This is a genomic window from Stenotrophomonas sp. G106K1, assembly GCF_037969685.1.
GTDB lineage: Bacteria > Pseudomonadota > Gammaproteobacteria > Xanthomonadales > Xanthomonadaceae > Stenotrophomonas > Stenotrophomonas lactitubi.
In genome coordinates this window covers 23,948-36,910 of record NZ_JBBPFR010000017.1, presented here as the reverse complement: position 1 = coordinate 36,910, position 12,963 = coordinate 23,948, and the positions used below count along the sequence as shown (strand labels likewise).

Here is a 12,963-nt window from a genome sequence, read left to right as displayed (position 1 = left end):
CGGCATCTACCACCGGCGTATCAATCCGCCGCGTTTCCCGCCGCGCCCATGCCATCCACCGCCTGCCGGCCCAGTGCCGGGTCATCGGTGAAGAAGGCATCGATGCCGGTCGCCAGGTAGGCGCGCATCTCGGCGATCGACCCCTCCGCATTGCGCGCATTGTCCGCGCCCTTGCGCAGGTTGCTGGCCTGGAAGTGGTTCTCCGGGCGGAAGGTGTACGGGATCACCATCAGGCCCACCGCGTGCGCATCGCGCACCAGCGACGTCGGCGTGCCCAGCGCACCGTTGGCATCCAGCGGGATGATCGAGCGCAGCTCCGGGCCGATGCCATCGGCATAGGTCGCGATGTCCTTCAGACCTGCTGGCGTCATCATCTGCGCATAGGTCAGCGCACCGCCGGCCTTGGCGATGTCGGCCGGCTGGGTGTCGCCTTTCCACAGCAGCTGCAGCAGGCGGATGTTGCTGCCACGCGGGATCTTGCCGCGCAGGTAACGCAGGTTGGCGGTCTCGAACGACTGGATGGTGACCGGGCCGACGTTGGTATAGGCGTTGCCACGCAGCGCAGCCAGCACCTTGTCTTCCATCGGCAGGCCGATCGACTGGAAGTAGGTTGGATGCTTGATCTCCGGCACCAGGCCGATGCCACGGTTGGCACGACCTGCCTGCTGCACCAGGAACGCCAGGATCTCGTCCAGGCTGGCGATGCGGAACTGGCCGTCATACGCGGTGCTGCGGAACTCCGGCAGGCGCTCGCGAGCGTACAGGGTCTTCAGCTCGGCCAGGGTGAAGTCTTCGGTGAACCAGCCTTCGACCGTCTGCCCGTCGATGACCTTGCGGGTCTTGCGCTTGGCGAATTCCTTGTGCTCGGCCACATCGGTGGTGCCGCCGATCTCGTTCTCGTGGCGGGCCACCATCACCCCGTCCTTGGTCATCACCAGGTCCGGTTCGATGTAATCGGCGCCGTCGGCGATGGCCTGCGCATAGGCCGCCAAGGTGTGCTCGGGCAACAGCGCGCTTGCGCCGCGATGACCGTAGACCGACACCTTGGGCGCGGCCGGAGGGGAGGATTCAGCACTCATGGCCACCGATGGTGCCACGGCCAGCGACAACAGCAACGCACGACCCCACGACTTCACTGCGACTTCCCCAAGCGGTTTGTGATGGGCGTCAGTATGCGGCGGGAATGTGACAGGTTGGGGGAGCCGGTATTCGGCTGCCTGCGGTCGGCCAATGATCGCGCTGATCTCCATTCGGATCCGATTCTGCAATTTTTCCGATTGAACCGCGGAAAGGACGGGTCATAGCCTCGACTGACCAACACCGATGTTGGCAGAGGACCAGACCATGGAGAAAACAATGTACGTGCCCATCCTGAAATGGCGGCAAGGTGAGTACCTCGCTGTAGGTCGTACACGCGAGACCATCAAGGACTGGATGTATCCCCTGTTCGAGATCCCGGTCGAGCAGTGGGACTTCGAGAACGATGCACCCGCCAAGTCGCTCGACGACCATCTGAAGAATGTCGGCAGGCGATTGAGCACCAACTGGAAGAAGCGCCGCTGCCTGTTCGATTCACCACATCTTGCCGGCGACGACACGATGGCCAATGGAGACCATCACCTCACGCGCGTCTTCGATCTCGCGCGGACGTCGGCCTGCCAGGCTATCCCTGTCACCGGTCTCGGGCGGCATCTGGCGTATCAACAGGCAGTCGCCAGCATCATCGCCCAGGATGGTCGTGGATGCGCACTGCGCTTGATTCCCGATGACCTGGAAGGCAATCCTTCGGCAAAGATCGACGGCTTGATGCATCTCCTGGGCGTAACACCAGAACTGGTGGACGTCGTTCTGGACAGCGCGGCAGATGTCGCAGATTCTCCGACACTGCAGGCATCGATTTGGCAGGCATGGATCGCGGCACTGCCATACATCAGCCGGTGGAGATCGCTCACCGTGGCCGGCGGAAGCTTCCCTGCAAGCCTGAACCCGTCAGCAGGGTATCGTCCTCATGGAGATGTTCATCGTCGCGAATGGCGTGGGTACACCCGGCTCGCTGCCAGTACCCCGCTGCGTCAGCCATGGTTCGGTGACTACGGATGCGCGTCACCACAGACCGAGATGATGGACCCACGTCTGTTCGATCCGAATGCAAAGATCAAGTACACGATCGATGACCAATGGCGGATCATTGTCGGCACCCAGGTCAAACGCAATGGCCGCGACCAGTATCGCGACCTGTGCAGGCACCTGATCTCTGATCGTCCTGTGGTATTCATGGGGCGAACTTACAGTGCTGGCGACAAGTACATCGAAGATTGCGCCAACAGCGTCGCCAGCACGGGCGGAAGTTCAACCTGGCCGACGGTGGCGACTAACCACCACCTGACTAAGGTTGTTCGCGACCTCGCCAATCTGTCCGGCGCTTCAACTGTTCCCTGACCAGCGTGCGGATCTCGGCGAGGCTGTACACCTCTGCAAGCCGCTCGCACAGCGCTGTGCGGTTGCCGCGCAGCGCTGCCTTGTCCGGGTTCCTTGCACAGATCAGTGTTGTGATCTCATCACGCCAGAGAAGGGCGGCAACGTCCATCCCATTGACCGACGGATTGAGTCTGGCGGGTCGTAAAAGCTCCATTCGCACCGCATTGCGCGCGCCGCGCGATACCCTACGTACGCCCCACCAATCCGGCAAGACGTCCAGTGCGTGGTCAAGATGCCGCTGCCCCACGACAATCGTCGCTTTGTCGAGAACATTTGAATAGAACTGCTGCTGCACAGGGAGCCTGCGCAGCGTGTCGACGTCGCTCTTGATCTCGTATCCGTGCAGATGCCCATTGATGACACAGACATCAACACGGCAGGCGCCGCGGGCGAGCCCCATCTCCTCCACGACCAGCGTATGGGGATTGGCCACATGCTCGGCGATCACCTTGCGAAGGAGCGCGGATCTGACGTCGCTGTCGGTTATCGGGTCCATTGTCGAATCGTACCAAGAGGGAGTCGCTGTACTGCATGAAACCCAGGCATGTCGCAGTTCACCGCGGCACTACTTGCCGATGCAGAAACTGGAGAAAATCCTTCCCAGCAGGTCATCCGCGCTCATCTGCCCGGTAATCTCGCCCAGCGCATCGTGCGCCAACCGCAGCTCCTCGGCCGCCAGCTCCAGGTGCTCGTGCACCAGCTCTGCATCGGCACGCTGCGCATGTTCCTGCGCGCGCTCGATGGCATCCACATGGCGGGTGCGCGCGGAGAACTCGCCGTCCACCTGCTCGCCCGCACCGGCCGAGGCGATCGAACGCAGGCGCGCATGCAGGTCGTCCAGTCCCGCGCCGGTCGCGGCGGAAACGAACACGCGGTCCGGGTCGTCCTGTTCGGGCGTTGCCAACAGTAGATCCGACTTGTTGTGGATGTAGACCTTGTGTGGCACGCCGGCCACGGCATCGCCCAGCGCCGCTTCACCCGCCGCCGGGTCACGCGCGTCCAGCACGATCAGCGCCAGGTCGGTGCGCTCGATTTCCACATGCGCGCGGCGCATGCCTTCGCGCTCGATGGCATCACCGCCATCGCGCAGACCGGCGGTATCAACCAGGGTCAGTTCCAGTCCGTCCAGGCGGATGGTCTCGCGCAGCGTGTCGCGGGTGGTGCCGGCGATGTCGGTGACGATGGCGCGCTCACTGCCGGCCAGCGCGTTCAACAGCGAACTCTTGCCGGCATTCGGTGGGCCGATCAGCACGGCATGCAGGCCATCGCGCAGGCGACGGCCGCGCTCGGCATCACGACGCAGCAAGGCCAGGTCGCTGCGGGCTTGCTCCAGCCCGCGTCGCACCTGTGCACCGCCCAGCGTATCCAGCGGCTCATCGGCGAAATCGATGGCCGCTTCCACGTGGATGCGCAGCAGTACCAGCTGTTCGACCACTGCATCGATACGACGCGAGAACACACCATCCAGCGAACGGCGTGCAGCACGTGCGGCGCGGTTGTCACCGGCGGCGATCAGATCGGCGATGGCTTCGGCCTGCGCCAGGTCGAGCTTGCCGTTGAGAAACGCACGCTCGCTGAACTCGCCCGGCCGCGCCTGGCGCGCGCCAAGTGCGATGCAGCGCGCGACCAGTTGCTGCAGCAGCACCGGGCTGCCATGGCCCTGCAGCTCCACCACTTCTTCGCCGGTGAAGCTGTTGGGTGCCGGGAACCACAGCACGATGCCATCGTCGATGACCTCGCCATCGGCATCGCGCAGGCGCGCGTAATGTGCATGGCGCGGGCGCAGCGTCGGAGCGCCGAGCGCGTTGGCAATCGCTGTGGCGCGCGGGCCTGACAGGCGCAGCAGGCCGACGCCACCCGCACCCGGTGCGCTGGCAATGGCCACGATGGTCTCGGTGCGGGTCATCTCGTTCATCGCTCAGAGCTTCTCCAGCTGCGCGCGCGCCTGCGCCGCACCACTGCCCTGCGGCTGCAGCGCCAGGTAGGTGCTGTAGGCCTGCTTCGCCTTGGCCTTGTCGCCCGCGTGGAAGTACGCATCGCCCAGGTTCAGATGGGCCACCGCGCGCGACGGATCGATCTTCAGTGTGTTCTCCAGCCAGCGCGCCGCTTCGGCGTAGCGTTGTTGGCGGTAGTAGACAAAGCCGAGGTTGTTGGCCGCTTGGGCGAAGTCCGGGCGCAGCTTCAGCGCCTCGGTGAACTGGAGGGCGGCTTCGTCGTACTGCTTCTCGCGGTACAGCTGCAGGCCACGGTCATTGGCCTGCTGCGCGCGTTGGCGGTCGGAGGCCGGGCCGGCGGTCGGCACCACCAGCTTGGCCTTGCCGCCCTGCAGGTCGGCCACGGTCACCGGCGCCTGGGCGCCCTTGGCATCCTGCGCGGCATCAACCTTGTTGTTCAGGGCGATCGCATCGGGCGTCAGCTGCCGGGTATCGGCGTTGAGGTATTCCTGGCTGTCCGGCACCTGGAACACGAACTCGCCGCCCTGCGAACCGGGCAGGCTGCCGAACGCCGGCGTCTGCTGCGAGACCGCCGACACCGCCGGCGCCACATAGGCGGCCAGCTCGGTACCGGTGATCAGGCCATCGCCATTGAGGTCGCCCTTGCCGGCCAATGCCTGCAGCAGCACCCAGGTAAACACTGAGTGTCCGTTCGGGCCGGCATCGGCCACCTGCTGGTCGGCACCGCCGGCGGTCAGCATCTGCCGCGCGCTGCGGCGCGCGTTCTCGCGCAGGAACGACGACGACGAAGGACCGCCGCGGGTCAAACCGAGGCCGCTGTAGCAGGCATCCATCACGAACATCACATGCTTGGCCTGCATGCTCTCGGCGATGTTCTGGATGTCGGTCATCGCGATGGCGTCGGTGGCGAATTCCTTCGGGTCCGAATCGACCGGGATGATGTAGCCCAGGTCACGACCGGAGGCGAGCTGGCGCGTCGCGCCATGGCCGGCGAAGAACACGAATACGCGATCATTCCTGCTGGTGCGGTCATCGGACAGGCGGTCGTGGAAGGCGGCCAGGATGTTGTTGCGGGTGGCCTGCTCGTTCTTCAGCACGATCACCTGCGAGGACGGGAAGCCGAACTGCCCGGTCAGCGTATCGGCCACGGCCTGCGCATCGTGGCTGGCATACTCCAGCTTCGGCCACTTGGCGTAGTTGTCTATGCCGACCACGATCGCCCACGATTTTTCATAGCCGGTGGTGACGGTGGCATCGCGGTCGCTGCCCTTGCGCGGTCGGGCGACGCTGAAGTCGCGGCCATTCCAGCCGGCGAACTGATAGCCATCGGCGATCAGCCGATCCAGGATCTGCGGCAGTGCCTTCACCGCGCGGTCGTGGATATCGTGGAACAGGATGATGCCGCGCTGTTCCTTGTTCACCTGGTCGAGCACGCGCTGCACGATCGACTCAGGCACCGGGTCGGCCCAGTCCATCGAATCGATGTTCCACATGATCGACTTCAGGCCCGCTTCGTTCAGCAGCTGCAGGCCTTCGGCGTTGCGCGCGCCATACGGGAAGCGGAACAGCGGTGCACGCTTGCTGTCCACGTCCTTCAGCAGGGTGTCGGTGTCCAGCACCTGCTGGCGCAGCGCATCGCCGGTGGTACGCGACAGCTGCGCATGGGTCAGGCTGTGGTTGCCGACGGCGTAGCCCTCTTCCATCAGGTTGCGGCTGATCTTCGCCATCGGCCCGAGGCTGACCTTGCCGTCGGTCTCGACCTTGCCGAGGTTACGGCCGACCTCGAAGAACACGCCCGGTACGTCGTAGCGCTTGAGGATGGCCACCACTTCGTCGGTATAGGCCTTGTGCGGGCCATCGTCGAAGGTCAGTACCACCGTCTTCGGCGGCAGGTCGCGGCCGAAGATCTCGCGGTCGCTGTCCTTCATCGACATCGGGTACGGCTCGATCACGCCGTAGTCGCGCAGGATCGCTTCGCGGCTGTAGTCCTTATGCAGGTGCGCGATGTAGTCGTCCCACTTCTCGCGCTTCAGTTCGATGGCACGGGTGCGCTCGAAGCGGCTGAAGATGCGGGTCAGTTCCTGGTTGTAGTTGCGCTCGATCTCATCCAGCGCTTCAAGGTCTTCGCCGATGCGCTGGTGCAGCTTCACCGCCGGCAACGAGGAATCGGCGCCGATGCGTTCGTGCAGGTCGCGCAGCACCTCGCGGAACGCCAGGCGGTCGGCATCGAACAGTTCCGGCGCCGACTCGATGTAATCCAGCACCGTGCCCAGGGCAGCGAAGCGCTGCGGGCTGCTACCACGCAGCAGCGTGTCGAACTGCGCGGCGATGGCGCTGCGCTGTTCCAGGCCATCGTGGAACAGCTGCTGGCCGATGCGGGTGGAGGTGGAGCGATCGGCCGCGGACTGCTTTTCCTCATCGGCCAGCAGCACGATGATCCGGCGATAGCCGTCGAGCTGCTTCTGCAATGCGCCAAGCAGCGGGGCTGCGGCCGGGTCGGCGGCAGCGGCAGCCTGTGCGCTCGGCTGGGTGACCGCCGCCGGTGCCTGCGCGTCCTTGTCACCGCAGCCGGCCACGAGCAGGGTCAGCAGCAGGCTGGGCAGGAACAGGCGGAACGACGGCGCACGCGGCATGGGGGACTCGAACAATGAGGAATGGTGTGCCGGCGATTCTAACGCCGCATGCGAAAAGCCCGCCTTGCGGCGGGCTTTTGCTGGGTCGATCGACCCTGGGGAGCAGTCGACCAAGGTCGACGTCTACCTCTTACTTCTTCTTGGCCGGGGCGGTGGACGCCGTGGCCGGCACCGGGTCGCTGCCATGGCGCTTGGTCATCCACCACTGCTGCAGCAGGCCCAGACCACCGTTGACCACCCAGTACAGGACCAGGCCGGACGGCATGAAGGCCATCATGACGCCGAACACCAGCGGCATGAACTGCATCATCTTCTGCTGCATCGGGTCCATGCCCGGTGCCGGCGTCAGCTTCTGGGTGAACCACATCACCGCCACGTTGATCACCGGCAGGATGAAGTACGGGTCGCGGGCGGTCAGGTCCTGGATCCAGCCGAACCAGGGCGCCTGGCGCAGTTCGACCGATTCCACCAGCACCCAGTACAGGGCGAAGAAGATCGGCATCTGGATGAGGATCGGCAGACAGCCGCCCATCGGATTGATCTTTTCCTTCTTGTACAGCTCCATCATCGCGGTCTGGAACTTCTGGCGGTCATCGCCATAGCGTTCCTTCAACTGCGCGATGCGCGGCTGGAAGCGACGCATCTTGGCGCCACTCTTGTACTGCGTCGCCGACAGCGGGTACAGCACGATCTTCAGCAGCACCACCAGGCCGACGATGGCCCAGCCCCAGTTGCCCACCAGCTTGTGCACCTGGTTGAGCACCCAGAACAGGCCCTGGCCGATCACCGCCATCATCGAGAAGCGGCTGTAATCGACCACGCGGTCCAGACCCGGCACGTCTTCCTTGGCGATCAGGTTGACCAGCTTCGGGCCGACCCACAGGCGGGCCTCGGTGCTGGTGGACTGGCCCGGAGCCACGGTGAAGGCCGGGCCGCGCGCTTCGATCAGGTCACGACCGGCCACCTGCGACAGCACGTAGTGTGCGGTCTGGTCCTTCTGCGGGATCCAGGCGGTGAAGAAGTGGTGCTGCAGCATCGCCAGCCAACCACCGGTGATGTTCTGGTTCAGCGCGCCATCGTCCAGGTAATCCTTGAACGCACGACGCTGGTACTTCTTGTCGTTGTCGTACCAGGTAGCACCGTTGAAGCTGAACGAGTCCGGGTTGGTCATGCTCCGCGACAGGATCGTCGGGGTGCGGTCCAGGGTGCGGTAGACATAGCCGTTCCATGGTGCGGCGCCGGCGTTGCTGACTTCGTCCTTGAAGCGGATCGCATACTCGTTGCGGCCCACGATCAGGGTGCGCTTGATGGTCACGCCGTTGTCGGCGGTCCACACGAACGGGACCTGCAGTTCGTTCTGGCCATTGGCCAGCACGAAGTCGCGGGTATCACCGACCAGCTTGAAGCCGTCGACGCCCGGCACCGGGGTGTTCTTGTCTTCGCTGGCCCAACCACTGATCGCGCTGTACGGATGCGCGGGATCTTCGGTCAGCAGGCGTACCGGCGGGCTGCCTTCGTCCTTGCTCTGCGGGAACTGCAGCAGTTCGGCATCGAGCACGCGGCCACCATCGAGCACCAGGCGCAGCACGTCGGTGGTGATGGTCACGCGCTGTGCGGACGGGGTGGCGCTGGCCTGGGCCTGTACAGCGGGCTGGCCCGGGGCACCGGGAACCTGCGCGCTGGGGATGCTGCCCGGGGCTGCACCGGGGACGCTCTGTGCAGCGGCCGGGGCCGAGCTGGTCGTCGGCGCCGGGGTCGGGGCGGACGTCTCACGGCTCCACTCCATCCACAGCAGCACGGCCACCATCAGCCAGGCAAAGATCAGGAAAACACGGGTCTGGTTCATCAGCAGGCAGGCTCAGCGGGGCCGGGACGCGGTGCCGGCTCGGTGACGGAGGAAATGGCAATGCCATCAGGCGGCGGCATTGTGCCGTCCACGCCCGGCGCGGGCAATGCGCGCAGGCGCCGCAACAGGCGCAGGAAGGCCTGGCGGATATCTTCGTTGCTGGCATGACGCGCAGCAGTACGAGCCACGACGACGAAGTCGCCTGGCTGTATGTCGGTTCGTGTCTGACGCAGGGCATCGCGCAGGACGCGCTTGATCCGGTTACGCCCAACGGCGTGAGGATCGACCTTGCGGGAAACCGCCAGACCCAGCCTGGCCGGCCGGTCAGCCGGTAGCCAGTGCAGGGTCATCAGCGGATCGGACACACGGCGGGCGCCGTTGAAGACCGTTGAATATTCGGCACGCGTGCGAACCCGCGCAGAGCGAGGGAATCGCTTGCGCGGGTCTGCAGTATTCACTGTCGAATGGATTGCGTCTGCCGCTGGATGCGGCATGGCAATCAGGCGCTCAGGACTTTGCGGCCCTTGGCGCGGCGACGCGACAGGATCTTGCGGCCGTCAGCGGTCTTCATACGGGCACGGAAGCCGTGGTCGCGCTTACGCTTGAGGTTGCTGGGCTGGAAGGTGCGCTTGGTGGCCATGTGGGCCTCTCGTATGAATGGGACGGAAAGAACCGGAAATTTTAGAGAGGTGTCCCCCCTCCCGTCAACCCCTGTCTGCTACGCCAATTCACTGGGCTGTGCAATAGCTGTGGATCTTTTTGTGAATAAGTAGGGGACAAGCATTCCGAAGGCGGGCGCTCGGTGGTAGGCTGAGCCATCCATTTCCCCCCCTTTCAGGCCTGTGTTTGGGCGCCTTTTCGCGCCTATGCATCGGCCACCGGACAATTATTGCTGATGGATGCCTGGTCACGTAGTCTCGAGCGACTCGAGGCGGAGTTCCCGCCCGAGGATGTTCACACCTGGTTGAAGCCGCTGCAGGCCGATCTGCGCGCTGACAGCCTGGTGCTGTATGCACCGAATGCCTTCATTGTCGATCAGGTGCGCGAACTGTACCTGCCGCGGATCCGCGAGCTGGTCACCCACTTTGCCGGTTTCGGCGACGTTTTTCTTGAAATCGGCTCGCGCCCGCGTCCGGTGGACGCGCAGATCGCGCCGGTTTCCAGCCATTCGGCGCAGGCGCCGGTGCAGCCGCAGGTCCCGTTCGCCGGCAACCTGGACAACCACTACACCTTCGCCAACTTCGTCGAAGGCCGCAGCAACCAGCTGGGCCTGGCGGCAGCATTCCAGGCGGCACAGAAGCCGGGCGACCGCGCGCACAATCCGCTGCTGTTGTACGGGGGCACCGGCCTGGGCAAGACCCACCTGATGTTCGCCGCCGGCAACGCGATGCGTCAGGCCAATCCGGGCGCCAAGGTGCTGTACCTGCGTTCGGAACAGTTCTTCAGCGCGATGATCCGGGCCTTGCAGGAAAAGACCATGGATCAGTTCAAGCGCCAGTTCCAGCAGGTCGACGCGCTGCTGATCGATGACATCCAGTTCTTCGCAGGCAAGGACCGCACCCAGGAAGAGTTCTTCCACACCTTCAACGCGCTGTTCGATGGCAAGCAGCAGATCATCCTGACCTGCGACCGCTATCCGCGCGAGGTCGAAGGCCTGGAAGCGCGCCTGAAGTCGCGGCTTGCCTGGGGCCTGTCGGTCGCGATCGAGCCGCCGGACTTCGAGACCCGCGCTGCGATCGTGCTGGCCAAAGCCCGCGAGCGTGGTGCCGAGATTCCCGATGACGTTGCGTTCCTGATTGCCAAGAAGATGCGCTCCAATGTGCGCGACCTCGAGGGCGCGCTGAATACCCTGACCGCCCGCGCCAATTTCACTGGCCGTGCGATCACCACCGAATTCGCCCAGGAAACCCTGCGCGATCTGCTGCGCGCCCAGCAGCAGGCGATCAGCATTCCCAACATCCAGAAAACCGTTGCCGACTACTACGGGCTGCAGATCAAGGATCTGCTGTCCAAGCGTCGGACCCGGTCGCTGGCCCGTCCGCGCCAGGTTGCCATGGCGCTGACCAAGGAACTGACCGAACACAGCCTGCCCGAAATCGGCGACGCCTTTGCCGGTCGCGATCACACCACGGTGCTGCATGCCTGCCGGCAGATCCGCACCCTGATGGAAGCCGACGGCAAGCTCCGCGAGGACTGGGACAAGCTGATCCGGAAGCTGAGCGAATGATGCACGTACGCCGATGAGGCGTCACCGCATAAAACGGTGCAGAATCCGGTAGCAAGCGCGGGACAGGGTGTGGATAAAAATGCCGTTGGAATTCGCGGAAGATTTATCCACAGCTTTCCCCACCCCTTGGGGGCTGGTAATGCAGAGGGTTTCGAAGCCTGAAACCCTTTTGTTTACAAAGACTTAGCTGTGTTTTCCAGCGATTCTGGCTCTACCAGCACCACCAAGCTTTTGATTTATTCCACATTTTTTTAAAGCATAGGGGCACGGAACCACATGCGTTTCACACTGCAGCGCGAAGCCTTTCTCAAGCCGTTGGCACAGGTCGTCAACGTGGTCGAACGCCGCCAGACCCTTCCGGTTCTGGCCAATTTCCTGGTGCAGGTGCAGAACGGCCAGCTGTCGCTGACCGGTACCGACCTGGAAGTGGAGATGGTGTCGCGGATCGCGGTTGAAGATGCCCAGGACGGCGAAACCACCATTCCCGCCCGCAAGCTGTTCGAGATCATCCGCGCACTGCCCGATGGCAGCCGGATCACCGTCTCGCAGACCGGTGACAAGATCACCGTGCAGGCAGGACGCAGCCGCTTCACCCTGGCCACCCTGCCCTCCAACGACTTCCCGTCGGTGGACGAGGTGGAAGCCACCGAGCGCGTTGCCATCGGCGAAGCCACCCTGAAGGAGCTGATCGAGCGCACTGCGTTCGCAATGGCCCAGCAGGACGTGCGCTACTACCTCAACGGCCTGCTGTTCGACCTGCGCGGCGATGCCCTGCGCACCGTCGCGACCGACGGTCATCGCCTGGCACTGTGCGAAACCGATCTGGCCAAGCCCAGCGGCTCCAAGCGCCAGATCATCGTGCCGCGCAAAGGCGTGACCGAACTGCAGCGCCTGCTGGAAAGCGGCGACCGCGAGATCGAGCTGGAAGTCGGCCGCAGCCACGTTCGCGTCAAGCGCGACGATGTCACCTTCACCTCGAAGCTGATCGATGGTCGCTTCCCGGATTACGAGGCAGTGATTCCGATCGGTGCCGACCGTGAAGTGAAGGTCGACCGTGAAGCACTGCGTGCCTCGCTGCAGCGTGCCGCGATCCTGTCCAACGAGAAGTACCGCGGCATCCGCGTGGAAGTCTCGCCGGGCAACCTGAAGATCAGCGCGCACAACCCGGAGCAGGAAGAAGCCCAGGAGGAAATTGAAGCCGACACCACGGTCAGCGATCTGGCTATCGGCTTCAACGTGAACTATCTGCTGGATGCCCTCTCCGCGCTGCGCGACGAAGAAGTGATCATCCAGCTGCGCGACTCCAACTCCTCGGCGCTGGTACGTGAATCGAGCAGCGAGAAGTCGCGTCATGTGGTGATGCCGTTGCGTCTCTGACCTTCGCGCAGTTCCACGTGGAACACATGGACGCTCGGGATTTCCCGGGCGTCTTTTTTTTTGTTCCACGTGGAGCATCGGTGCCAGATCTTTCTGGCACCTTCGGGCTTGCGGTTGATAAGACGTTTCTGGCTTCCGCGCTCTTGCGTGAGATTCGCGCTGTGGTGGACCCAGCCGAGGAGTTCCAGCCCTTCAGGAATGCTGAGACCGCTTGGATGCGATCAGGGAGCGGTCTTGGATCAAGCGACCTGACCTGCGTACTGACCTCTCTGTCCACAGGCCTCGTTCGCGGAAAGTCAGGCCCTCCCTAGCTTCTAAATCTGGGTATAAATCAAAAGCTTGGTGGTGATGGTAGGGCCAGATTTCATGTAAAAGTAGGCTATGTTGTTGAATTAAAATAACTTTATAGGGCTGAAACCCCCTGTATATAGGCCATCAAGCCTGGGG

At 63.8% G+C, this 12,963-nt stretch carries 10 protein-coding genes; 3 read left to right on the top strand and 7 right to left on the bottom strand.

What is annotated here, in order from left to right; translation table 11 throughout:
- Positions 1 to 20 precede the first annotated feature (20 nt).
- Positions 21 to 1,136 (bottom strand): glycerophosphodiester phosphodiesterase, encoded by a 1,116-nt coding sequence (locus tag WKB25_RS15045; protein ID WP_099819416.1) that lies wholly within the window; start codon positions 1,134 to 1,136, stop codon positions 21 to 23.
- Positions 1,137 to 1,356: 220 nt separating this feature from the next.
- On the opposite strand from WKB25_RS15045, the gene WKB25_RS15040 reads away from it, so the two are divergent.
- Entirely contained in the window at positions 1,357 to 2,439 is a 1,083-nt protein-coding gene (locus tag WKB25_RS15040) for a beta family protein (protein WP_340571534.1), read from the top strand.
- Here the strand turns inward: WKB25_RS15040 and WKB25_RS15035 are convergent.
- The 6 genes from WKB25_RS15035 to rpmH all read right to left on the bottom strand — a co-directional run bounded on the left by WKB25_RS15035 (position 2,387) and on the right by rpmH (position 9,552).
- Entirely contained in the window at positions 2,387 to 2,974 is a 588-nt protein-coding gene (locus WKB25_RS15035) for a sce7726 family protein (protein ID WP_340571532.1), read from the bottom strand. The two genes, WKB25_RS15040 and WKB25_RS15035, sit on opposite strands and share 53 nt — an antisense overlap.
- Before the next feature lie 69 nt (positions 2,975 to 3,043).
- Positions 3,044 to 4,393: a tRNA uridine-5-carboxymethylaminomethyl(34) synthesis GTPase MnmE gene (mnmE, locus tag WKB25_RS15030; RefSeq protein WP_340571529.1), complete on the bottom strand. Its 1,350-nt coding sequence runs from the start codon at positions 4,391 to 4,393 to the stop codon at positions 3,044 to 3,046.
- A gap of 3 nt (positions 4,394 to 4,396) precedes the next feature.
- Positions 4,397 to 7,066 (bottom strand): polysaccharide deacetylase family protein, encoded by a 2,670-nt coding sequence (locus tag WKB25_RS15025; RefSeq protein ID WP_340571528.1) that lies wholly within the window; start codon positions 7,064 to 7,066, stop codon positions 4,397 to 4,399.
- 130 nt (positions 7,067 to 7,196) lie between these two features.
- Entirely contained in the window at positions 7,197 to 8,912 is a 1,716-nt protein-coding gene (yidC, locus tag WKB25_RS15020; protein ID WP_340571527.1) for a membrane protein insertase YidC, read from the bottom strand.
- The gene (gene rnpA, locus WKB25_RS15015; RefSeq protein WP_025875580.1) at positions 8,912 to 9,406 is read right to left on the bottom strand and encodes a ribonuclease P protein component; all 495 of its coding nucleotides are present in this window, start codon (positions 9,404 to 9,406) and stop codon (positions 8,912 to 8,914) included. The genes yidC and rnpA overlap by 1 nt, the downstream gene beginning before the upstream one ends.
- Positions 9,407 to 9,411: 5 nt before the next feature.
- Positions 9,412 to 9,552: a 50S ribosomal protein L34 gene (gene rpmH / locus WKB25_RS15010; protein WP_006404565.1), complete on the bottom strand. Its 141-nt coding sequence runs from the start codon at positions 9,550 to 9,552 to the stop codon at positions 9,412 to 9,414.
- A gap of 255 nt (positions 9,553 to 9,807) precedes the next feature.
- Between rpmH and dnaA the strand changes: the two genes are divergently transcribed.
- Positions 9,808 to 11,139 (top strand): chromosomal replication initiator protein DnaA, encoded by a 1,332-nt coding sequence (gene dnaA, locus WKB25_RS15005; RefSeq protein ID WP_089241915.1) that lies wholly within the window; start codon positions 9,808 to 9,810, stop codon positions 11,137 to 11,139.
- Between the two features lie 276 nt (positions 11,140 to 11,415).
- Complete coding sequence (gene dnaN, locus WKB25_RS15000; protein ID WP_005411731.1) at positions 11,416 to 12,516, top strand: DNA polymerase III subunit beta; 1,101 nt, start codon at positions 11,416 to 11,418, stop codon at positions 12,514 to 12,516.
- The last annotated feature ends 447 nt before the right edge of the window (positions 12,517 to 12,963 follow it).